General features: G+C 39.1%; 16 protein-coding genes. 7 read left to right on the top strand and 9 right to left on the bottom strand.

The genetic code is table 11. From position 1 onward, the window contains the following. Positions 1-776: 776 nt before the first annotated feature. From ABDK00_RS09470 to ABDK00_RS09450, 5 genes are all read left to right on the top strand, one after another. A complete protein-coding gene (locus tag ABDK00_RS09470) occupies positions 777-3,890 on the top strand; it encodes a SusC/RagA family TonB-linked outer membrane protein (RefSeq protein WP_346239578.1) in 3,114 nt (1,037 codons plus the stop codon). Next, positions 3,887-5,746 carry a RagB/SusD family nutrient uptake outer membrane protein gene (locus tag ABDK00_RS09465; RefSeq protein WP_346239577.1) on the top strand — a complete coding sequence of 620 codons (1,860 nt, stop codon included), beginning with the start codon at positions 3,887-3,889 and terminating at the stop codon, positions 5,744-5,746. The genes ABDK00_RS09470 and ABDK00_RS09465 overlap by 4 nt, the downstream gene beginning before the upstream one ends. Before the next feature lie 44 nt (positions 5,747-5,790). Then, positions 5,791-6,222: a hypothetical protein gene (locus tag ABDK00_RS09460; protein WP_346239576.1), complete on the top strand. Its 432-nt coding sequence runs from the start codon at positions 5,791-5,793 to the stop codon at positions 6,220-6,222. Between the two features lie 52 nt (positions 6,223-6,274). Further along, on the top strand, positions 6,275-7,339 hold the full coding sequence (locus ABDK00_RS09455) for a glycoside hydrolase family protein (RefSeq protein ID WP_346239575.1): 1,065 nt from the start codon (positions 6,275-6,277) through the stop codon (positions 7,337-7,339). An 89-nt stretch (positions 7,340-7,428) separates the two neighbouring features. Further along, the gene (locus ABDK00_RS09450; RefSeq protein WP_346239574.1) at positions 7,429-8,553 is read left to right on the top strand and encodes a glycoside hydrolase family protein; all 1,125 of its coding nucleotides are present in this window, start codon (positions 7,429-7,431) and stop codon (positions 8,551-8,553) included. Positions 8,554-8,890: 337 nt separating this feature from the next. Here the strand turns inward: ABDK00_RS09450 and ABDK00_RS09445 are convergent, their stop codons facing one another. The 3 genes from ABDK00_RS09445 to ABDK00_RS09435 all read right to left on the bottom strand — a co-directional run bounded on the left by ABDK00_RS09445 (position 8,891) and on the right by ABDK00_RS09435 (position 15,404). Beyond that, on the bottom strand, positions 8,891-10,018 hold the full coding sequence (locus tag ABDK00_RS09445; protein WP_346239573.1) for an efflux RND transporter periplasmic adaptor subunit: 1,128 nt from the start codon (positions 10,016-10,018) through the stop codon (positions 8,891-8,893). Between the two features lie 5 nt (positions 10,019-10,023). After that, positions 10,024-14,370 (bottom strand): CusA/CzcA family heavy metal efflux RND transporter, encoded by a 4,347-nt coding sequence (locus ABDK00_RS09440; protein ID WP_346239572.1) that lies wholly within the window; start codon positions 14,368-14,370, stop codon positions 10,024-10,026. Positions 14,371-15,107: 737 nt separating this feature from the next. Further along, positions 15,108-15,404 carry a hypothetical protein gene (locus tag ABDK00_RS09435; RefSeq protein ID WP_346239571.1) on the bottom strand — a complete coding sequence of 99 codons (297 nt, stop codon included), beginning with the start codon at positions 15,402-15,404 and terminating at the stop codon, positions 15,108-15,110. A 276-nt stretch (positions 15,405-15,680) separates the two neighbouring features. Here ABDK00_RS09435 and pckA point away from each other — a divergent pair, with 276 nt between their 5' ends. Together pckA and ABDK00_RS09425 are read left to right on the top strand one after the other, a co-directional pair. Further along, complete coding sequence (pckA, locus tag ABDK00_RS09430; protein WP_346239570.1) at positions 15,681-17,270, top strand: phosphoenolpyruvate carboxykinase (ATP); 1,590 nt, start codon at positions 15,681-15,683, stop codon at positions 17,268-17,270. A gap of 525 nt (positions 17,271-17,795) precedes the next feature. Next, positions 17,796-18,011, top strand: a complete 216-nt coding sequence (locus ABDK00_RS09425) for a hypothetical protein (RefSeq protein WP_346239569.1) — start codon at positions 17,796-17,798, stop codon at positions 18,009-18,011. 405 nt (positions 18,012-18,416) lie between these two features. Here the strand turns inward: ABDK00_RS09425 and ABDK00_RS09420 are convergent, their stop codons facing one another. The 6 genes from ABDK00_RS09420 to ABDK00_RS09395 all read right to left on the bottom strand — a co-directional run bounded on the left by ABDK00_RS09420 (position 18,417) and on the right by ABDK00_RS09395 (position 22,996). Further along, positions 18,417-18,611, bottom strand: coding sequence for a cold shock domain-containing protein (locus ABDK00_RS09420; RefSeq protein ID WP_346239568.1), 195 nt, complete (start codon positions 18,609-18,611; stop codon positions 18,417-18,419). An 11-nt stretch (positions 18,612-18,622) separates the two neighbouring features. Then, complete coding sequence (locus ABDK00_RS09415; protein ID WP_346239567.1) at positions 18,623-19,789, bottom strand: DEAD/DEAH box helicase; 1,167 nt, start codon at positions 19,787-19,789, stop codon at positions 18,623-18,625. Between the two features lie 153 nt (positions 19,790-19,942). Then, positions 19,943-21,073 (bottom strand): acyl-CoA desaturase, encoded by a 1,131-nt coding sequence (locus ABDK00_RS09410; protein ID WP_346239566.1) that lies wholly within the window; start codon positions 21,071-21,073, stop codon positions 19,943-19,945. An 875-nt stretch (positions 21,074-21,948) separates the two neighbouring features. Next, a complete protein-coding gene (locus tag ABDK00_RS09405; RefSeq protein WP_346239565.1) occupies positions 21,949-22,170 on the bottom strand; it encodes a hypothetical protein in 222 nt (73 codons plus the stop codon). Between the two features lie 177 nt (positions 22,171-22,347). Then, positions 22,348-22,647 (bottom strand): ATP-binding protein, encoded by a 300-nt coding sequence (locus ABDK00_RS09400; protein WP_346239564.1) that lies wholly within the window; start codon positions 22,645-22,647, stop codon positions 22,348-22,350. A gap of 172 nt (positions 22,648-22,819) precedes the next feature. Continuing rightward, complete coding sequence (locus tag ABDK00_RS09395) at positions 22,820-22,996, bottom strand: histidine kinase dimerization/phospho-acceptor domain-containing protein (RefSeq protein WP_425474807.1); 177 nt, start codon at positions 22,994-22,996, stop codon at positions 22,820-22,822. Positions 22,997-23,118 lie beyond the last annotated feature (122 nt).

Raw genomic sequence — 23,118 nt, 5'->3', positions numbered from 1 at the left:
TTGCATCTCCAACATCAACGAGTTCAAATATCTCTTATCTATGACTTCGTTAAAAAAAGAATGTCCTTTCCACTACCTATGTTTACTCATCTTTGTACAGCCCCTCCAAGGAAGCCATGGTCACCTGTAGCAAATCGATCAGGTTTCGACTTAACATTATTATACATGAACATCAACCTGGGTTTGACCCAGTATATCTCTTTCTGCGGATAATTGTAAAATCGATCGTGGATCGTCTATGTCATTAAGGTACGTGAGTGCCATCGTATGACCTTGATACCTGATCTACGAAAAGCAGTTCTTCTAATCCTAGTAGTTTTGATGAGTTTGGGACGACTGGAACCTTATCAATCAGATGCGTACGATAGTATAATCCATATAATCAGGTTCATAATCCATTTTTTTGGCATTTCACGAAACTAACTTTATGCTGCAATTGCGAGATGCTTTGTTATCAGATATTAAACTAAAAAACTTACAAGCTGTAACAGAACACGAAAAGCATGTAATAGTATTTGACCTAATAACGTTCAATTGATGGTTGATTGAACCCTCTATCAATTATAATTGAAATAGCTGGATACTTTTAATAAATCTACCTAAAAACCAGTCCTGTTTGGGCCCTAACTACAATGAGAAGAGTATTATGTTGCCATTCTAAAAACATGTTGAAAAGGCGCGGTTCATATAAACAGCCGGCATGTTTGATTTTATACTTGTTTTTACTGCTTTGCTTTGGGCGTGCCGAAGCGCTTGCAAACAACTTAATGTTTGTTGTGAATCATGTTCCATTGCTGGAGGTTATTTCAGGAGTAGTTGTAGATGAAGAGGGAATACCTATTAGCGGCGCTTCAATCAGCATTAAAAACACATCATTGGGCACTTCCACGGATTCACAGGGCATCTTTAAAATTGATGTGGCATCAGAAACGGATGTAGTGCTGATCGTGTCTTATATTGGTAAAAAGGAAACCGAATATGTTGTAACAGATTTTAAAAATATAAGGATTGTTTTGGCAGATGCGGAAAGTTCGGAAGATGAAGTGGTGGTTATAGGATACGGTACACAAAAGAAGGTTAATGTAACAGCTGCTGTTGCAACCGTTGATACAAAGGTGCTTGATAATCGACCTGTGAAAAGCCTGGGTGAAATGTTACAGGGCGCCGCCGCCAATTTAAATATAGGATTGTCTTCAGGTGCGCCAGATGCCACGCCATCCTTTAATATCAGAGGTTTTACCGGAATTAATGCATCAGGCCAACCCCTTATTTTGGTGGACGGGGCTGAACAGGATCCAAACCTAATTAATCCAATGGATATAGCATCGATTTCGGTTTTAAAAGATCAGGCAGCTTCAGCCATTTATGGATCTCGCGCACCCAATGGTGTAATTTTGATCACAACCAAATCCGGAACAAGAGACGCCACGCCGAGTGTAAATTATGCTGCAAATGTAGATTTTAATTCACCCAGTCGGCTGCAACATACCATGAATTCAGTTTCTTATGCACGGCTTACCAACCAGGCATTTCAGAATTCGCAGCAGGCGCCCTATTATACTGAAGATATTATCGCAAACATGCAGGCGTTTATAGATGGCACAGGTCCCAACAACACTAAGCTGGCTAACGGACTTTGGGGCGCCCACAATACCGCTCATGGAAATACAGATTATTTTGGCGAAGCTTTTAAAAAAGTATCTAGCAACGTATCACATAATTTAAATGTATCCGGAGGGTCAAAAAGCTCGACATACTATCTGGGTTTGGGATATAATACGAAAGAAGGTATACTAAATACTAAGTTTGATGAATTTGATCGTCTATCTGCAATACTTAAATTAGAAAGTTCCGTAACTAAATGGATGAACTTGCGGTTTGAAACCCGCTTTGCACAGGTTAATACGCTACGTCCCAATTTCCGTAGCGGATCAAATTATACAAATTCTGAAGGTTCTGATGATACTTTTATTGATCAATTATCTTATTTCCCAAACATACCTACAAAAAACCCCGACGGAAGTTATCATTTCCTTAGCTCACTAACATTATTAACCGGCGACCAGGGCTCAGCAAAAAACCGTAATACAGATTTGTGGTTAGTGCCGTCTTTAACGATAACCCCTTTTAAGGGTTTAACGCTTAGAACGTCTTACAATCAAAATTTAAATTTTTATAATTCCTTCATAACAACATTCCAGGTATTTACTGACCGGGGAAATGGTGTATTGAGCCGGACAGCCCGTTCGGCCACCTACGATGGCATTGGACAGCAGGATCGCTTTACAAATTATTATCAATGGGATGGTACAGCCACATACAATAAATCATTTGCATCTCACAACCTTACATTGCTTGCCGGATTTCAACAGGAACTTAATAAGTTTGAAGCTACAACAAAATCCAGGCGCGAATTGTACGACAACGAGGTCCCAACGTTTTCAACAGCATACGGAGATGAGATGAGTATTACCGATACTCGCTACAATTGGGCCACAAGAGGATATTTTTTCAGAACAAGTTATAACTATAAATCAAAATATCTGTTTGATTTTAATTCGCGCTATGATGCAAGCTCTAGATTTTCACCACAAACAAGATGGGCGTTTTTCCCTTCCATTTCTGCAGGCTATAATATTAGTAAAGAAGCATTTTGGCCTTTTAAATTTATAAACAATTTTAAAATTACCGGATCGTGGGGACGTAGTGGTGAACCTGGAACCGGAACCTCGAATGCACAACTCTACACTTATATTTCTGCACTTGAAGCCAGTAGAAATACTGCACTCATCATAAATAACGCATTTCAACCTCAGGTAGGCTCTCCCAGGATTATCAACGATAACCTTACCTGGGCTAAACCTCAAACTATTGGATTTGGCCTCGAGTGGGGAATGTTAAAAAATCGATTGCAGGGAGAATGGTACTGGTATCAGCGAACCGTGTACGATCAGTTTAGTCCGCCAGAACTTTTACCAGAAGTGCTGGGTGCCGCGGTACCCAACTCTAACGACGGTGTTTCTGAAACCAGAGGGTGGGAGTTTACGTTGCAATGGGAAGATGTCGTACGCAACGTTATGGGATCTCCATTGCGCTATAGTATCAAAGGGATGTTGTCTGATTATATTGGTTATGTTGTAAGCTACGGACAAGGAAATCCAACTGGATTGGTCAGTGGCACATGGACTGCGGGAGAGCCATTTGGGGTCATCAACGGTTATCGGTCGGAGGGCATTGCAAGCGATCTTGATTTTTTAAAGACTCATGTGCCGGCTAACAATAATTGGTTTTACCAGGGCGATCTTTATTTGAAAGATAATAATCAGGATGGAAAAATAGATGCAGGACAGGGCGGATATTGGTATTCGCGGGGCGATATCGAAAAACTGGGATATAACTACCCACGTTATAAATACAGTATGTTTTTTACACTTGACTGGAAAAACTTATCACTGAATACGTTGCTCGATGGCGTTGGCTCACAGCAGTACTATGCAAGCTCCGAGGAAATAATGGGTTTGTCGGGTGGTAGCTGGGACGGTAGAACTGCATATCAATGGCATGCAGATTTAGGATATTGGTCGCTAAACAATCAGAATGCTTTTTTTCCAAGACCTTATCAGGGCACCAAGGTGCTGGGAAATATAAACGATCAGTACCTCATCAACCTCAGCCATCTCCGCATAAGAAATATCAATTTGGGTTACAACTTTAATAAACTCAGTAAATACCATATTCAAAACCTGATGGCTTATGTAAGTCTGGAAAACATTGGATTTATCTACACCAAAAGTTGGCTTCGTGCTGATCCAAATGCTATTGAGCAGGGAATGCGCGGGTATCCTTTTAACAAAGTTGTTTCACTTGGTTTAAAAATTTCCTTAAAATGAGAAAGTATTTATATTTTATAATAGGAATTGCATTTACAATTTATGGTTGTACAAAAGATAGTTTTTTGAATAGAGAACCATTGGACGCCATCAATGATGCCACTTTTTTTTCAAAAGTTTCGGATTTTAAAAGCTATGCCACTGGCCTTGCATCATCCTATACACAAATAGGCGCACGGTGGGGCCGCGGTGCAAATACCGATGACCTTTTGGCTGCAAATCCTAGCGGTAATCTTATGTTGCGTAATAACGCCGGCTTAGCGCCCAATACCAGTGCGGTTTGGAATGACAGGTATACATTTATTCGCAACGCTAATTTCCTCATCAACAATGTAGATAGACTGGCTGATCGAACTGCTGCTGCCAATCATTACATCGGAGAAGCGTATTATACCCGCGCCTACAGCTACTTTGTTTTACTTCAGGAGTTTGGCGGAGTTCCGATTATCACGAAATCGCTAAATACCACCGATCCTGAATTATATACCGAGAGATCCGGCAGATTCGATGTTGCCAAATTGATTTTAGCAGATCTGGATTCGGCGATAAAGAATTTAGATTGGAAGGGCGTCGGAGAGGCTGTGCCGGGCAGGCTAAACAAGGAGTCGGCTCTCACTATGAAAACCAGAGTGGCATTATTTGAGGGAACCTGGGAGCGATATCACGGTAAAGCGGGGACGCCATTTGCAGTCCAAGGAAAAGATGGTAGCGATTTTTTACAGGAATGCGTCAATGCAGGTAACTTGCTGATAGATAAACAGGGCGTTGGCATCTACAAAACAGGGTCTGAGGCTTACAAAGATTTGTTCACCCAGGATAACTATGCAAATGTAGCCGGCGCATTTCTTTATATCGTTTACGATAGGGGTCTATCCAAAACCCAGGATTGGAACGGGGCAGGTATAGAAGGCTTTGGTTTGGGGGCAACTCAGGAAATGGTAGATCAGTATTTGATGAAGGATGGAGCTCCTCAGGAAATTTCCTCACTTGCTTACGAACGTGGCAACCTTAGATCTACGGGTGCTAATAAGGATCCCCGCTTTCGGCAAACAATTTGGGATGCAAATAGCAGAACTTTTTTTGATTATTTTGGCGCCAACCAGCCCGCGGGCCACCAATATCACGCTCCTTTTCCCGGTTTTAAAACTGCTCAGCAAAGACAGCCTATAACCACGGGCTGGCGTATAATTAAAGGAATACCTTTAGACCCCGCCGAATGGCGAAATGGTCAGGCTGATGAAATTATTTTGCGATATGCTGAAGCTTTGCTCAATTATATTGAAGCGAAAGCTATTCTAAATCAGGCAACACAGGCGGATATCGATAAAACGATTAATTTAATTCGAAGCCGTATTAATATGGCTAATATGAATTTAGCAACTGTAAATAGCTGGAATTACACGTATCAGAAAAAATTTGGGTATGATCCCACCGAACCGAAGATTGTTAATGAAATTCGCAGAGAAAGGAGAGTTGAATTAGCCTTCGAAGGGTTGCGAGATATGGATTTGCAGCGTTGGGCGATTAAAGCAGAAGTTTATAACAGTCAAAAACCGGAAGGAGCAAAAATTGATCAGTTTTTGAAGTTTTGGAACAACGTAGATTCGCTCAACTATTATGGCTTTAACGAAGCTACGCCGGCGAATGTACGGCTCATAATAGGAACTGATATTGATTCCTTTGCGACTGGATTTATCAATCCGTTTTTCAGAAATGCAGATTTTAGAGCCGCCAGCGGACTTGGCTACTACATTGATCCGGCACGAGATTATCTTTCAGGTATCCCAAGACAGGAAGTTGAGCTTTATAAAACAAAAGCAAACATAGTATTAACCCAAAACCCCGGCTGGAACTAAATACTTTAGTCATAAAAGCGAATCATTTTTAAATACAAATAGCAATGAAAAAATATATAGTTATATTTCTTATCACATTAGTTTCATGCAGCCAGCGCATTGATATGGACTTAAGTCAATGGGGACAGCGCGCAAGCCTTAGTAATGTTCAAATTTTCAAACTTGAAACTGACGTAAACCCCAACGTTTACGAAACTGCCGAGAAAATAGGCTCTATACAAGGTGTCAGACGCGTAGTTGTAAGTAGAGCGGCAACTGTTGACACTACATCTTCAACAGTAACAATAGCGCTAACGAACCCTTCTGAATCGCTGGATTCTGCAGGATTTATTTTTTATCATGATGCTGTTAGAGTTGATCCGATGGGTGGCGCGCCGGTAGGCGGACAGATCGGAAATTTATCATCAAAGCAATTGGTCTATAGGCTTCAGGCATCGGATGGAACCTTTCGGGAATGGAAAATTTCTATTCAATAAAGCGCGCATAAAAAAGAAGTAACTTCCTTTACAGAAAACATAGCTAATATATATGGTATCCAATAATCGTAGAGACTTTGTTAAAAAAATTTCATTTGGCGCCTTGTCACTAACTGCGCTCAGCTGGGGTCAAAAAAACGAACACGCGGAGCAACACTTTGCAGACCGATGGCAATTTGTAGGTATTGCAATTGAAGATGTTGGTTATCATGTATGGGGAGCATCGCCGATAATAGATGACGACGGAAAAGTCCATCTGTTCGCAGCTAGATGGCCTAAGCAATTCAAAGTTGATCCTGGTTGGCGCTCTCATTCAGAAATTGCACATTATGTATCAGATAATGCAGAGGGGCCTTTTAAGTTTGCCGGTAGTGTTTTACAAGGAACTGGCAAGAATACCTGGGATAGATATGGCATTCACAATCCAAATGTTCATAAAGTTGGGGATACTTATATTCTTTTTTACATCGCCAACAATGATTATCGCCAGCCACCACACCCTTCCAACCAATGCACAGGTATGGCTGTTGCAAAAAGCTTGTATGGACCCTGGCAAAAAGTAAATGGTGATGGTAAAATTCTGAAAGCGCCAGATAATAAAGCATATTGGAATCACGGCGCACGTAATGGAATCGTTAATCCGGCATTTCTGGAATATAACGGAGGCTTTTTTCTGTACTTTAAATCCCAAAATGCAAAAATGGGATTGGCCATCTCTGAGCAAGTCACCGGCCCATATCAACAGTTGCCATTTCCTATCACAAAAAATAGTGTTGCTATTGAAGACGGCTATGCATTTGTTTACAGCGAAATGATTTGTTTGCTTACAACAGACAATCACGGGATATTGAAAGCAGGTGGGGGAATTTTATGGAAATCGTACGATGGTATCAATTTTAACGAGCACGAGCCCGGTTTTCATCTTATTAATGAATACGCAACACATGGGAAAATAAAAAATCCAAGGTGGCATTACGGTCCTAAGAACAAAATGAAATTTGAACGTCCACAATTACTAATCGTCGACAATAAACCTGCCTTTCTATATCTAGCCAGCGGATGCAATATAGAAGGTGGTGACACTACCGTTAATTACGTTATGAGATTTAAAAGTTAGAAACGTGCATTACCATGTTTACCGAGTAAACTATAATTGTATTTAATTTCAGCCATCAAGAGAATAAAAAGAAACCTCAGGTAAAAATCATGAAAAAAATAATTACCGACTTAAGAATCAGAAACACGATTGCAATTATTTTTCCGGTAATCCACAAACAGGGACTGATATGCTTATCCTACACGTTAATCTATTTGTTATTTATCAATATTTCGTTGGCGCAATCAAGGCCAGACCAGCTAAGCCTGAAAGACCGGATTTTGCCTGTAAGCGAAAAACACTTTTTTAAAACCGAAGGTTATTATAACTGGTGCCCTTCGATGATTAAAACCAAAGACGGTCTTTATCACCTTTTTTACTCAGCCTGGAAAAAAGAATATGGCTTTGGCGGATGGCTTACCCGCTGTGAAATTGCGCATGCCACATCCAGGCAGGCCACGGGCCCTTGGACGATTGTAGGCACCGTCCTTAAAGGGGCTGGAAAAGGCCACTGGGACGCTATTACAGCGCACAATCCCAAAATAAAGTATTTTGAAGGCAAATATTATCTGTATTATATCTCTACCAATTTAGGCGATAAAGATTATACTGAAACCGAACTCACACAAACGGGCCAAACTTTTTATAGTCACCCCAATTGGGCCATCTTACGAAAAAATCAGCGTACGGGTGTGGCTGTGTCCGACAACATCAACGGGCCCTATAAAAGAATGGATCAACCGCTGATCGAACCTTCCGGGCCAATCACCACATTAACGGTAAACCCTGCAATCACCCAAGGGAAGAACGGCAAATATTTTTTAATTGTGAAGGGTGATAAACCTAATGAAACACGTTTTATCCGCAATCAGGCCATTGCCATAGGCGACCATCCTTCAGGTCCGTTCACCATTCAACCCAAGCCCGTGATCGATTATATCGATACAGAAGACATGTCGATGTGGTATGATAAAAAGCGCGACTATTACTATGGAGTTTTTCATAGTACAAGCGGCTTCATTGGTTTGGTAAGTTCACCGGATGGATTGAATTGGTATAAAGCAAAAGACTATAATCTTATGCCTAAGCAATTGCTAATGGCTTCGGGCGGCATTCAAAAATACGATCGCATAGAACGGCCCTTTATCTACACTGAAAATGGAGAGCCAAAAGTGCTTTCTCTGGCGCTAAAAAAAGGCGATGATAGTTTTATTGTTTTTATTCCCTTAGTATAGTCACAAAATCTAGTGTCTTCTGAAGCGGATTACTCATAGGGGGAATGTTGGTAAATGAAGTTTATTAGACTTACGTCTCTATCGAAGAGCTAACCGAATAATTTTTTTCACCGCTATCATTACAATTTGTAGTCAATTTGATAATATTATTGACTATTGATTTTAGATACCGGCTTTATATTAGGAAGCCTTATGCATAATTTAAGTCTATTGGCAATAACATCAGCATTAAAGGATAGTAGTTTCTGAAATGTCACTTAGTACGTTTATTAAGAGTAGATATGCGCGGTCGGCAGTGTTAAAGCAAGTAAATCTAATGACAATAGGGTCATGATTATTAATCTGAATTTTTAAATGCCATTAATAGATTATACGCGCCCTTTGTAACAAAAGTTAAATCCAAAAAATTAGCAAAATTGAGTATCTGGGTATAGCCGTCCTCTGATAGCCCTTTTTGAATCTCCACCATCTCAAAGCGGTTTTTACCCTTTGATACAAATGCATATTGCTTGTTTTCAAATCTAACAATCGCTGCATCGGGTAATACCGCCGCAGTAGCCCCATTATGACTGATTTCTGCATTCATGAACATACCTGGAATCAACGATTTATCATATTGGTCAAAATGGCAATGGACTTTTGCAGCATTCTCACCAGAGATATTTTTATTGATAAGTATTATTTTACATCTATATTTTTTTTCGGGATTGACATTGGCATAAGCCCATAATTTTTGCCCCACAGCTAATTTTTGAATATCCTTTTCAAAGATATTTAATTCAAGGTGTATGTCATTTGGATTGATCAATTCAAACAGAGCTTCGGATGGCATAATATATCTGCCTTTATTTACGTTCACCGCTGATACATAGCCTGATATTGGGGCGTAAATTGCAATGCTTCTAGAGATGTTGGAAGCATTTATTCCAGATGGTTTCAGGCCTATTAATTTAAGTTTTTGCTCGAGAGATTGTATCAGAATAATTTGAGTCTGATAGTTGGCTTTGGCCTGTTCAAATACCTTGTCACTGGAAGCTTTCCCTTCGTTTAATATCTTTTGTCTATTGTATTCACTCTCGTTAAAAGAAAACTGAGCTTTGGCCGTAAGATAATCCTGTTGTAGCTGAACATATTGCTGATCTTCCATGATAGCCAAGACTTTCCCTTTGCGTACATACATGCCTGGCATTAGACTGGTCGACTTTAAGTAACCACCTAAAGGCGCGCTTATAGACACAATATTCTGTGTAGGAACGTCTATTTTCCCGCTTGCCCTAATTATAGATGATACAGCATGATTTTTAATTTTGCCAGTCTCTATTTCTGCATTTTTATATTGTGCGTTACTTAGTGTTATAACGGCAGAGGAGTGCTGTGTTGCTTCTTTAACTTCTGTTGTAGCGGTATTATCGTCGCAGGAAAAGAGTAGGAAGACCGTTAAATATAAAGGGTTGAATAGTTTCATGAGTTCTACTTGTCTGTGTAAAAAATAAATTCTGTTAAAGCATTGTTTCTATTCCACAATGCATCAGTGTAGGCGTTTTGTATACCTATTGCCTGGTTTATCAAAATAACCCAATCCAAAAAGTTGATCTCACCGTTTGAAAACTGAGTATTGGCCGTTTGTATAATCGTAGCTGCCTGGGGTAGAGCGGTTTTATTGTAATAGGCTATGGTATTTTCAAATTTTAATAGGCGTTGATACGCGGATAAGTAAGCTACTTTGAAATTTTTCAAACCCTCTCTAAATGTTCCAGAAGCTAAAGTTTCATTTATTTTTGCGGCTTGTATAGTTGCCTTTTGGCTAGTGTTAAAAAGCGGTATCGCTAAACCAACAGAAACGGCGTGGAAATGCAAGGCCCCATTATAATGTTTGTTGTTAGCCCCCATTCCCTTCATGCTCATTACATTGTAACCGAGGGTTAGCTCGGGCAGAAGCTTCGATCGTTCGACTTGTGTAGCTGCCTTTGCTATCTGAAATTGCTCCGCTAAATATTTCATCTCAGGGTGTGAGGCCATGAGACTGGTATCGGAAAATAACGGCGTTTTTTTTATCGCGTAATCGGAAGGCGTTAAAAGGAGCTCGGTGTTAAGAAGGGCGCTGAACTCCTGCTGCAAAATGGTAATATCAGGTAAAATTTGTTCCAACTGTAATGCAATTTGGCCCTGTTGATTTTCGGCAGTAATTTTTTCAAGTATATTACTTTCACCGTTGTCAAAACGAAGTTGAGCTTTTTTTGAAAAAGCCACTAAAAGACTGTCAGCACTTATCAATAAGTCTCTTTTTTGTAAGAGATGAACCAAATGATAATAAAGTACAGTTACCTTTCTTTTCAACTGAACTTCGTGTACCCTGGTGTTTAATAAACTACCTTGCCACTGCTGGGTTAACAAACTTTTCCTGCGAGCATATACCGTAGGAAAATCAAAAGATTGAGCTGCGGATAAACCAATATCGGCGTAGGCGCTGTTGAACCGACCAAATTGACCGCTTATATTAATTGCTGGGATAGCCGCGGCTGTCTTAATGCGCATTTTATGATAATCTTCATTCAATTGTTGGTTTTGAAGTGAAAGGTTATTTTTTAGCGCGGAGTCTATGGCCGCTTGCAGGCTTATTTGGCTTTGCGCATTAGGTGCAGGAGCAATAAAAGCTGTTACGAGTATTATAACCGTACTCGCTTTGTATCTTTTTTTAATAATTGCTTTTTTATGAAACATGATATATAAAATGGGTAACACAAAAAGAGTAAGAAATGTGGCAATGAGCAAGCCTCCAATTACAACTGTGGCTAAAGGACGTTGAACTTCAGCACCCTCTCCTGTACTTATTGCCATAGGTAAGAAACCAAGCGATGCTACAAAAGCAGTCATTAGCACAGGACGTAGCCTAATCTTAGTGCCTTGTATGACAATTCTTTTCAAGTCCTTATACCCTTCAGATTTAAGACGATTGAATTCAGCAATCAATACTATTCCGTTAAGTACGGCTACCCCAAAAAGAGCAATAAAACCTACGCCTGCGCTTATGCTAAAGGAAATGTCCCTGATAGAAAGAGCAATAATGCCTCCCATAGCCGATAGGGGGATAGCTGAATATATTAATAATCCTTGCTTGACCGAGCCGAATGCGAAAAAAAGTAATAGAAAAATCAACGCGAGAGAAACGGGTACCGCTATATACAATCTTGACTTAGCCGCTTCCAGGTTTTCAAAAGCACCTCCATAAGTGATTGAATAGCCAACAGGTAGTTTGATTTTTTTGGCTACTTTCTGCTGCAGTTCTTGTACTGTGCTTTGAACATCCCTTCCTCGGACATTAAAGCCAACAATAATTCTTCTTTGTGAATTTTCTCGTTGTACTTGGCTGGGCCCTTCTATGATGTCGACATTGGCGACTAAATACAACGGTATTTGGCTCCCTTGGGGAGTACCTATTAAAAGGTTTTGCACATCTGCAAGATCAGATCTTTTTTCACCAACCATACGGACCACTAAGTCAAATCTTTTTTCGCCTTCATAGACTGTTCCACTTTTCTCTCCGGCAAAAGCAGCATTTACAACGTTGTTGATTTCATCAATAGCTAAGCCATATTGTGCAATAGCCGACCTGTTATAGCGAATCACAATCTGCGCCATACCTGTGACAGATTCTACATAAAGGCCACTGCTTCCTTCTACGGTTTGGCTAATATCACCAAGCTTTTGCGCATAGTCAGCTAAAGTATCTAGGTTTTCTCCAAAAATTTTACAGACGACATCTTGACGGGCACCTGAAATTAACTCATTAAAACGCATGGCAACGGGATATTGGAAACTAAAAGTAACCCCGGGCACAGCAGACACCGCCTCAGCCATTTTTGTTTCCAGTTCGTGATACGATTTTGCGGATGTCCATTCGTCTTTTTTTTTGAGAACGATGATCATATCTGACACGTCTATTGGGAGTGGCTCAGCAGGTACTTCACTAGTGCCCGTTTTGGTGACTACTTGTTTCACTTCGGGAAATTCTTTTAGTAGAATTTTAGATGCTTTCGAAATAGCTTCAATAGAAGTATTTAAATTGCTGCCTGGCAATACTCTTGTCTCCACAGCAAAGTCGCCTTCGGGAAGTGCAGGTATAAATTCTCCACCAAGCCTTGTCAACAGCCAGATTGATAAAATAAATAATAAGGCTACTGATATAAGTACCGTCTTTTGCAAACGTAATATTTTGCTCAGCCATTTTTGATAAGAGCGCTCTAGGCGAATCATCATCTTATCGGACAAAGTGGGTTTATGACTTATTTTTTTACTGAGAAAAAGTGTACTCATCATCGGTATGTAAGTTAGGGATAGAAGAAAAGCACCAATTAATGCAAAAGCTACTGTCTGCGCCATGGGCTTAAACATTTTTCCTTCAATACCTTGTAATGTAAATATGGGTAGGTAAACAATAAGGATGATAATTTGACCAAAGACCGCACTATTCATCATCCTGGATGCAGAGACTTTTACTTCCTGATCCATTTCCTGTTGGCTTAGTGTGTTGAGTTTTTTAAAATGTTTGCTATGCGTTAATCGGTGCATTACCGCTTCAACAATTATGACCGCACCGTCGACAATTAAACCAAAGTCCAACGCTCCGAGACTCATTAAATTACCGCTGACGCCAAACAGATTCATCATAATGATGGCAAAAAGCATAGATAGCGGAATGACGGATGCAACAAGTAAGCCAGCGCGTAAATTTCCAAGAAAAACTACGAGAACAAAAACCACAATGAGGGCTCCCTCCAACAGATTTTTTGTAACTGTACTAATCGCATTGTTCACCATTTTTGTGCGATCTATAAAAGGGTCAATCGTTACCCCTTTAGGTAAAGTTTTTTTAATTTCCTCGATTCGTAGCTTAACGTTTTTTATAACTTCATTGCTGTTCGCACCCTTCAGCATTAAAACAATGGCTCCCGACACCTGTTGCTCGCCGTTAAATGTGAGCGCTCCATATCGTGTTGCATGACCCAGCCTTACTTCTGCTACATCACTTACCAATAATGGTGAACCGTCCGTGGTGTTTTTAATTACGATATTCTTTATATCTTCTTTACTGCCCACAAGCCCTTCACTTCGTATAAAAAGTGCAGTTGGACCTTTTTCGATATACGATCCGCCAGTATTTCCGTTGTTTTTTTCCAGTGCATTAAATACTTCGCTAATTGTCGTATTATAAGCCGACAGACGTGATGGATCAATGGCTATTTCATACTGCTTTAGTAATCCGCCAAAGCTGCTCACATCTGCCACGCCTTTTACTCCGAGTAATTGACGACGTACAAACCAATCCTGTATCGTGCGCAGTTCCATTGCGTCATATTTATCTTCATAGCCGGTTTGCGCTCTTACTGTGTATTGATAAATTTCACCGAGACCAGTGGTAGCGGGAGCTAAAAAAGGGCTTCCGAAGCCTTTTGGAATTATATCCTGTACCTGCCCGAGCCGCTCAGTAATTTGCTGTCTCGCCCAATAAATGTCCACATCATCTTCGAAAACAACGGTGATAACCGAAAGCCCAAAGCTGGAAAAGCTTCGTATCTCGGTTAGGCCAGCGATATTACTATTGGCCTGTTCTATCGGAAAGGTTATCAGCCGTTCCACGTCGGTGGCGCCAAGGGCAGGGGCCACGGTAATTACCTGGACCTGATTGTTGGTAATATCGGGAACCGCGTCGATTGGAAGGCGTTTAACTTCGGAAATGCCAAACCCAATTAGAACCAGTAGAAAAAGACTGATTATTAATTTATTTCTAATAGAAAACGCTATAATCTTATTAAGCATATTGGATTTTGTTAGTCATGATGCAGTGATTACTGCCCAAACGAAATAGCCTATTCTGTTATGAATATCAGAACAGAATAGATAATTGAAGAAATCTAAACGACTAGCAAAACCTGGGAGGTTGCCAAATGCTATTTAAGAAGGTGTTGGAAAGATTTTGATTGTTATGTCTGATCTTGAAGGGCTCAACGAACCGAAATTCAATTTTCGGTAGGTTTACCGATGATAGGATAATATAACACCCTGAAGATGCCAGATGCTGACTGTTTGTCTTGAATGGAAGGTTTTCGTGATCCTTGTGCTGGTCATCTGGGTGGCTAATATCTCCGGAATAATGTTTTACAAGAAAATCCACGATAGAAGAATTATTGTCCCATTCGCAATGCTCAAGGTAATGATGCACCAACCGCGGAAGCTTTACCAGCTGCCCCAGTACAGTTTGTGTTGCGAGTAGCGTACATAAACAAAACAATGCGATCATTTTCTTCACCGCGCAAATATAATACTTCAATTTATAAAATTTGCGACGTTTTGATGGTGATCTTAATATAAAGGCAATTCAATGGGTGATTAGATTTTTTAAAAAGGAGAGTTATTAAATCATAGCAGCATTGAATTGTGGTGTGAGTTTGTTTTCAATAGTAGCAATTACCAATTTTATTATAAACGCTATTTGTTATGTAAACTGAAGCCTGTATGTTATTTGCAGCGGAGATTATTAAATTGAACAATTGGTATTAAACAGAAAAAGTAGAACTTTTCGATTCAGAAAAGGGATATCGATGAACTAGAAATCCGACTAAAGAAGGCCCGAGCTTTACACGCCCCTGTTGATTCAACTCATAGCATTCACTTCGTTGATTAGCATGAGGTTTTTGGGTCTTTAAAAATTCAATAATTAAAGCAAAATCTACAAAAGTCTGTATGCCATATTTTTTTAAAAGTTCGGTTGTTAAAATTTTTTTGTAATTAAAATGTCGACTTACAGAAGTTGCTTTATTTACGGAAGCTTGCATTTCTAGAAGTGTAGGCATTGGAGTTACTTAAAAGATGATTATGAATTGATATGGCTGGGAAACTTAATGGTGACCTTTTATTACGAAGCCAACTATTCCATGGGGAAGAAAAAATTTATTTTATCCAAATAAAATACTAAAAGCGATTTTTAACATCTGAAAAAATCGATTTTATATTAGAATATATCTATTATATAATGATTTTAATGAAAAATATATAATTAAATGACCTTTTAATACATGGGTGATAGATAAAATCTAATATACTTTTGCGAGCAAACAAAATGCTTGACAATGACTCATGTACAAACTTCAAACCTCAAAAGCCTTAAAAAACTTAATTTTTCTCTTGAAAAAATTTGTTACCAGCTATCACCGAATGAGCTTACAATCGCTGCCATAAATCAAAAGCAGGGAGTGGTAAATAACACGGAGGCTTTAGTCATAAATACCGGGCAGTTTACCGGACGCTCGCCAAAAGATAAATACATCGTCTATGGTGGAGCTGAGAAAGATCGTATCGACTGGTCTGAGTTTAATAATCCCCTGGATCCTGTATACTTTGAAGCTATCCTTGATGAAGCAACCAGATATTTAAACGCTCGAAATGCTTTATATGTCAGGGATGCTTATGCTTGCGCAGACCCAAAATATCAAATACCATTTAGAATTGTAAATGAACTGCCAGCTATGAATTTGTTTGCATATAACATGCTGATACGTCCAGAAGAAATAAACAAAAGCGTTGTGACACCGGATTGGCATATTATTTCAGCACCCGGTTTAAAGCTAAACCCTACGAAGTGTGGCACCCGACAAGGAAATGCAATCATCATTAATTTTGAAAAAAAGATCATTTTAATCGTTGGTTCTGGCTATACAGGAGAAATCAAAAAAGCTGTTTTTACGGTGCTTAATTATTTATTGCCACAACAGGATGTTCTCCCAATGCATTGCGCCGCTAACATGAGCAGTGATGGTTCAACCGCTTTGTTTTTTGGATTGAGCGGAACAGGTAAAACGACTTTAAGTACTGATCCCTACCGGAGATTAATTGGTGATGATGAACATGGATGGAGTGAAACAGGGATATTTAATTTCGAAGGCGGCTGTTATGCGAAATGCATTCACTTAACTGAGGAAAAGGAACCTGATATCTATAATGCGATTAAAAAAGGCGCTTTAGTTGAAAACACACGATTTTTTGAAAATAGCAATATCATCAATTTTAATGATAGCTCTATAACTGAAAATACCCGGGTATCTTATCCGCTTTCCCATATCAGCAATAGAGTGACTAATGCAATGGCTGGAAACCCTAAACACATCATCTTTTTAACCTGCGACGCTTTTGGGGTACTACCGCCTGTATCGAAGTTATTCCTACAGCAGGCAAACTTTTATTTTTTGAATGGTTACACGGCAAAGGTTGCCGGAACAGAAAATGGGATTAAAGAGCCGAAGCCGACATTTAGCGCTTGTTTTGGTGCACCCTTTATGCCACTGCATCCCAGGGTTTACGCCAACATGCTGGAAAAGCAAATTGTAAAAAACGAAGTAACTGTATGGATGGTAAACACTGGATGGATTGCGGGAGCTTATGGCGAAGGCTACCGCATTCCGTTGGATATTTCCAGGAAAATCATCGCCGCAATCCTTTCAGGAAAATTAGGTGATGTATTATTCAAACCCGATCCGACATTCGGATTAAATATTCCTTTAAGCTGTCCTGACGTGCCCACAGGTATATTATGTCCGCGAAACAACTGGAAAGATGGAAAGGCTTATGACAGGCAGGCCCAACAACTAAAGAACTACTTCATTGACAACTATGCAAAATTTGCAACTGACAATATGAATATTTCCGAGGTTTTTGAAAACTAAATTTGATTGAAGATATAGGGAGTTTAAACAGTCACGTCATAAAGATAGATTGTTTTAAATCTCCCTATTTTTCTTTCTTTGAATGGCGTAACGGTAATTTCGCGTTCTACAAAATTGCGACACAAATCTGACACACTTGCCTTTCGTTTTCGGGTGAATTCAAGTCTGCCCTACGGCACGTCACACAGGTAAATGGTAATGGCTCGACTTCTTGTTTTGTAGGCCGCTTTCACTTTCTGCCTAACCAATATTTCGACCATTTACAGCAGCTTTGTAACTCTAATGAATCTGAAGTGCTAATTGATTTTTTCCTAAATAATAATAGTGATGATTGCGATTAAAAAAGTGTACCTTTAGTAAAATACAAGTGTAGCAAAACGTTTTCTGGGCTAGTATGCTCCATTCTTTTTTCTTCGCCCAAAAGATAATTTCCTTTCAATCGTATTCAAGTTAGAAGTGTGGCTATTGTTTTAGACAGGGCACTACTAACATGCATGTCTTACTTAATTTTAAATTTATATTAAAATGATTAAAATACTCGGTGTTGATAAGGAAGTCCTGTGTAACAATGTTTGGTTTACTGGCGATGCGATAGCCCTTCTAAACAATTATGCCGTTACCGGAAGTACAATCGATTTAAAAGAGTGGGATTGGTACAGAGAATTAAGGAGTGGGATGGCGTGCTATTTTGTCACGGGTTTTAAAAAGGTGTCAAATAATGATGAAAGCGCTGTTTTTTGATTTTTTCAGTTATGATGTGAAGCGGTAAAAAAAGCTCGAGTATCAGCTGTAGGGCCTTTATTTACTAATTATAAGATAAAAAATAGCTTGCCTCAAAAAATGCGGGTTCTGAGTTTAAAATTTTTAAGACATTTGAAAAACCAGATATGGAGAATGCCCAATAATTTGATTCTTTACTAGAATCGTTTAAAGAACAGCCCAGCCGTCAAACTTTTGATGAAAAATATCTATAATTTTTATAAGTAAAGACTTAATCTGAAAGCTTATGTTTCGGATTAGGATCTATTCATATTCATAAAATAAACTTAGTTAGAAAAAAGGCCATCATAATTCGATGGCCTTTGTTTCTTAAAATGGCAATTGATTCGAGATCGAAGCATATTTCCTAACGGAAATAGCTAATATTTAACGAGCCTGCTTTACTTCAAATGCCTCAATTCCTCTGGTGGTATCCCGTGTTGAGTAGGTTACTTTATCGCTGGTATTAATCTGATCGATAAGGCCGGTTTTATGTACAAAAATATCTCCGCTTCCTTCGTGAGGACTAATAAATCCAAAACCTTTTTCGTGATTAAAAAATTTCACTGTTCCTTGTTTCATATTTGTAATTTTTAATTTATAAATGTGTAGGCTATGCCTTTTTTCCCAGCCCTGCCCGTTCGTCCTATGCGATGTATATAAGCCTCGATGTTTTGAGGAAGTTGGTAGTTGATCACATGCGTGACATTTTGCACATCAAGGCCTCTGGATGCAACATCTGTAGCAATCAATACACGCGTATGTCCGGCTTTAAATTCCTCAATAGCCTTCGTGCGATAATTTTGTGATTTATTCCCATGTATGGCATTTGATTTTATGCCTTTTCGTACGAGTTGCTTATTGACTTTATCTACTATTCTCTTTGTTTCCGCAAATAGCATTACCTTTTTGAAGTTGTCTTTACTTAACAAGTTAAAAAGCACTTCTAACTTGTCTTCATGAGGGCCCACTTCAAGCATATTTTGCTCCACCGACGCGCTGGCCCAATGCCCACTACTAACATCGATGATTGCTGGATTATTGGTTATTGTATCAATTAGCTTTTTCTGAGAAGCTTTGATGGTAGCTGAGAATAATAACGTTTGTTTTCGCAATGCGGTGTATGAAATAATAGCTTTTACATCATTAATAAAGCCCATATCCAACATGCGGTCAAACTCGTCTAGTATTAAGACCTTCACCGTATCTAAATGAATGGCCTCTCTACGTACAAGATCTAACAGTCTTCCAGGTGTAGAAATAATCAAGTGATTTGTTAGAGAGGTTTGGGAAATGTCGGAACTGATAGGAGTACCTCCTATAAAGCAAACAGCTCTAAAGTTCATGCCTGCCGTTAAGGATTTAAATTCTTCAAAAATTTGCTGCGCCAATTCTCTCGTTGGAACAACCACCAATCCTGAATGATTTTTATTACGCAACAGTTGCTGTACAAAAGGGATTAGAAACGCAGCGGTCTTGCCTGTACCCGTAGAAGCAATTCCGATAATGTCTGCGCCTTCAAGAATTGCAGGTATACAACGCTCTTGTACTTCTGTGGGCATAATGTAACCTTTTTTATACACAGACTTTTTTAGAAAGGGGTGAAGGGGCATGTAAGCAAATGCCAAAGTTGGTTCGAAACATGTTGATCTTGCTATTTCGGAGCGAACAGGAAGTAAGGAGGGGTCTATCGCTTTTAGTTTTTTGTTCATTGTTTGCTTTTGCCATGAAGGCTTTTTATTTTGTTGACTATAGGTCATGAGTGATATTTAGATTTTATTACGGGTCAGTCGCGAAGCTTCAATTATGCTCAGCCCTACCGCTTTTTTTATAGAATGGATTGTTTGTGATTACTTTAATATTCTAACAGCAGAATAATTAGTTAGCACTCCTGTTTTTATTAGATTTTATAATTAAGTTGTACTTTGGAGGGACGTTGACCCTAGTTTCCGTAACATTTGGGCATGACTCTTTAAAGCAGAAAAGAAAGAGGAATAGCTGTGATAAGGAATTCCAAACTCTTCAGTGGTTTGTTTGACAATTGGCGCAAGGTTTTTATAATGTATATGACAAATATGTGGAAACAGATGATGTTCAATTTGGAAATTCAACCCCCCAATTAACCATGAGAATACTTTATTACGAGGAGCGAAATTACATGTGGTTGCTAATTGATGAACTAATCGCTCATCCTTAAGCTTTCCCGAACCGTCAGGTATCGGATAAGAAGTCTCTGGCATTACATGCGCTGTTTGAAACACTACAGATAAACAAAAGCCGGTTATGAAATGCATACTCAAAAACGCTATTATAATTAACCAGGCATTAAAGCTTGTAAGCAGCAGTGGTAAAATTAGAACATATGAAAAATAGAAAACTTTCCAGAAAATAATTTTAAATAAGATCCGGCGATACTCGCTTTTACTCTTGACCAATCCTAGCTTTGTATAGCGATTGAGCCGAACAAAATCTTTTGAAGTAATCCAGGAAATTGTGGAAAGGCCATAGAATAGCCAAACATAATAATGTTGATATGAATGGAGCCGATTTTTTTTAGCATGCGGTGAAAAACGCAAGAAGAACGGAGCATTAATATCGTCATCATGCTCTTCAATATTGGTAAAGCTATGGTGTAATACGTTGTGCTGTAATTTCCATATTTCATCGCTTGCGCCGATAAGATTCATGGTATAACCCATCCATTTATTTAGTGATTTATTTTTAGAATAAGTTCCATGCAGAGCGTCATGCATAACGCCCATACCTACACCTGCCATCCCAAATCCACTTATTAAAAACAGGACGAATAATTGCCATATTTGGCTTATCGAGCAAAAGCTGATAATGACAAGGGGAATAAAGTATAAGGATAGCATCACGGTTGTCTTTAACAACATCGCGCGGTTGCCGAAACGATCTTTTCCCGTTGCGTTTAGATAAACGGCCACCCGGTATTTTAAAGTAGTAGAAAAATCTGCATTTGTAGATTTTTTGAATGATAGCTTTTTTATAACGTTGAATTTTTTTGAATGATAATAAGGCACGCTAAGCAAATACGCTTAAGGTTACTCGATCGAAATCTAATAAAGCGGCAACTTATTACAAGAGAGGAAGTATCAGGGAAATATGTGCTTTAACGCAAGATAAATACTAATTGCAATTCTGCAACGAACTTTGAAAGAGGTTTGTTAAGTGTCCTTAACAGTTGACAAAGTTACAACAATAATTTTAGAAAGCCGAAAATACTTTGAAATCAATGAAAGTTTCTCCTGGGGGAAAGTTTTTGATGAAGGATACAAAAGTGCCGAGAGTGCGCGCCAACCAGCAAGGTTTTTTAAGAAGGGAGCGGTACTTTAAGAGGTATTAGCAAGCCCGGAAATATAGTCTGGAGTAGAATCTACGTCAAAGACGATGAATTGCATTGCGATTTAGGAACCGGAAAGGCTGTAGTGCTGTCGAAAGAAGAAACTCAGCGTAGATGGAATCTTACTAACCCCGAGTGGCCCATTATGCACGCTACGCTGGATGGCGTCTCTCGTAACTAGATGATGGCACGCCATAAGGCCAATCATATCCACGTTGTATACGCTCATGGCGAGCTATCAGCACAAAAATGCTGCCGCATAAAAGCGGCAGTCTTGGCAGAAATGGACATCATTGTACATTTTTGTGGTGATGTGGATTTTGAAGTGAAGCCTTATCATTTTTAGGACAGGTCTAAGTTAGACAAATTGGTGATCGTTCATTTAAAATATATGATTGTTGGTTTAATAGTTGATCAGGGATTTGCTGCTGCCGTTCGGTCATATGTTTTAATAGAAAAGGCAGGCTTTCATCTCTGCCTTTTCTATGGCACGTGTCTCAACACGCTACAATAATTGTCGATTTATTGTTCATAGTATTCCATAGAAGGGTCTACTTATTTAGTCAGGTTTCCCTTTGCAATAATACCTATTACTTCCTCTGGTTTTTTATCTAGTCTTGCTGAAACCCTTTTAACCAGCTCTGTTTCCTGCCCTGTTGTATACTTAAGATCTTCTGTTGTGAGCTGAGGAAATTTATTTTTGAGATTTTTAGATTGTACAGACCAATCGCCGGTGATTTTAAAGCTTTTTCCAGCTTTGTCGTTTGTTGTATTCATTTTAAAAATTTTCTTTGTGAAAGAATTTTCACAAACCAAAGGTGCAGCTATTTACATGGTTAGTTATTACACGCTTGTTCTAAATAGTTACATCATTCACACATATATCCCGCATCCGGGCGTATATATTAAAATCATAATCAATCCAGGATTGCGGGAAAAGTGTAAAAAGGATTTTTAAATAACAATAAAAACTGGTTTCCTTTTTGAGGTTCTGACTCTACGGTTACATTTCCGTGATTGGAAATAAGGATATCGTGTATTACTGCCAACCCTAATCCAAGGCCTTCCGGCCTTTTTTTTAAAAAGCGGCCTGAAAATATTTTTCAGTTCATCTTTCGAAACACCGCACCCATTATCTTCGATCTGTAACACATAGCCCTGATCGATCGCTTTTGTGATAAGTGTTAATTCTCCCTTTCCGGCAGCCATCGCATTAATTGCGTTGATGACAATATTGGTAATAGCAATACGCATTTGAGATATGTTAAATGCAATTGTACAATTCTGCCTAGCATAGTTCTTATTTACCTTAACCTGCCTGTGTAAAAGGCTGTCGGCTGTAATTTCCAACACTTCATCTAATATTTGATGCACCGTATTATCCTGTTCTGTTGCTTTATTCGCCGTTCCTAAATTCAGTATTTTTTTAACAGGTCGTCATTCTTTCTGAGCCCCTGGTTATGATATCCAGGAAAGTAGTCAGCCGATTATCAGAAATGCCGGTCTTTAAAATATGGGTTGACAGAGTGATATCAGTCAATGGATTACGAATTTCATGTACCAGTGCAGACACAACCTTTACGGGAATGCTTTGTTCACTCATTACCACAGGGATGGCCTCCTTTAATGAGATAAAAGCTGTTGCCATTTTTGAATAGTTTCATTTTTCGGTGATTACATAAAAAGCAGTCTTATGTGTAAAGCATATATTCTTGTTATAGTTCA

Origin of the sequence: Niabella insulisoli (assembly GCF_039652435.2) — a bacterium.
GTDB classification, from domain to species: Bacteria; Bacteroidota; Bacteroidia; order Chitinophagales; family Chitinophagaceae; genus Niabella; species Niabella insulamsoli.
This window is presented reverse-complemented; position numbering and strand designations above follow the sequence as displayed.

What these genes read in the sequence shown, in the direction of transcription:
- ABDK00_RS09465 (WP_346239577.1), top strand. Translation starts at nt 3,887, where the DNA reads ATGAGAAAGTATTTATATTTTATAATAGGAATTGCATTTACAATTTAT.
- ABDK00_RS09460 (WP_346239576.1), top strand. Translation starts at nt 5,791, where the DNA reads ATGAAAAAATATATAGTTATATTTCTTATCACATTAGTTTCATGCAGC.
- ABDK00_RS09455 (WP_346239575.1), top strand. Translation starts at nt 6,275, where the DNA reads ATGGTATCCAATAATCGTAGAGACTTTGTTAAAAAAATTTCATTTGGC.
- ABDK00_RS09450 (WP_346239574.1), top strand. Translation starts at nt 7,429, where the DNA reads ATGAAAAAAATAATTACCGACTTAAGAATCAGAAACACGATTGCAATT.
- ABDK00_RS09445 (WP_346239573.1), bottom strand. Translation starts at nt 10,018, where the DNA reads ATGAAACTATTCAACCCTTTATATTTAACGGTCTTCCTACTCTTTTCC.
- ABDK00_RS09440 (WP_346239572.1), bottom strand. Translation starts at nt 14,370, where the DNA reads ATGCTTAATAAGATTATAGCGTTTTCTATTAGAAATAAATTAATAATC.
- ABDK00_RS09435 (WP_346239571.1), bottom strand. Translation starts at nt 15,404, where the DNA reads ATGCCTACACTTCTAGAAATGCAAGCTTCCGTAAATAAAGCAACTTCT.
- pckA (WP_346239570.1), top strand. Translation starts at nt 15,681, where the DNA reads ATGACTCATGTACAAACTTCAAACCTCAAAAGCCTTAAAAAACTTAAT.
- ABDK00_RS09425 (WP_346239569.1), top strand. Translation starts at nt 17,796, where the DNA reads ATGATTAAAATACTCGGTGTTGATAAGGAAGTCCTGTGTAACAATGTT.
- ABDK00_RS09420 (WP_346239568.1), bottom strand. Translation starts at nt 18,611, where the DNA reads ATGAAACAAGGAACAGTGAAATTTTTTAATCACGAAAAAGGTTTTGGA.
- ABDK00_RS09415 (WP_346239567.1), bottom strand. Translation starts at nt 19,789, where the DNA reads ATGACCTATAGTCAACAAAATAAAAAGCCTTCATGGCAAAAGCAAACA.
- ABDK00_RS09405 (WP_346239565.1), bottom strand. Translation starts at nt 22,170, where the DNA reads ATGAATACAACAAACGACAAAGCTGGAAAAAGCTTTAAAATCACCGGC.
- ABDK00_RS09400 (WP_346239564.1), bottom strand. Translation starts at nt 22,647, where the DNA reads ATGCGTATTGCTATTACCAATATTGTCATCAACGCAATTAATGCGATG.
- ABDK00_RS09395 (WP_425474807.1), bottom strand. Translation starts at nt 22,996, where the DNA reads ATGAGTGAACAAAGCATTCCCGTAAAGGTTGTGTCTGCACTGGTACAT.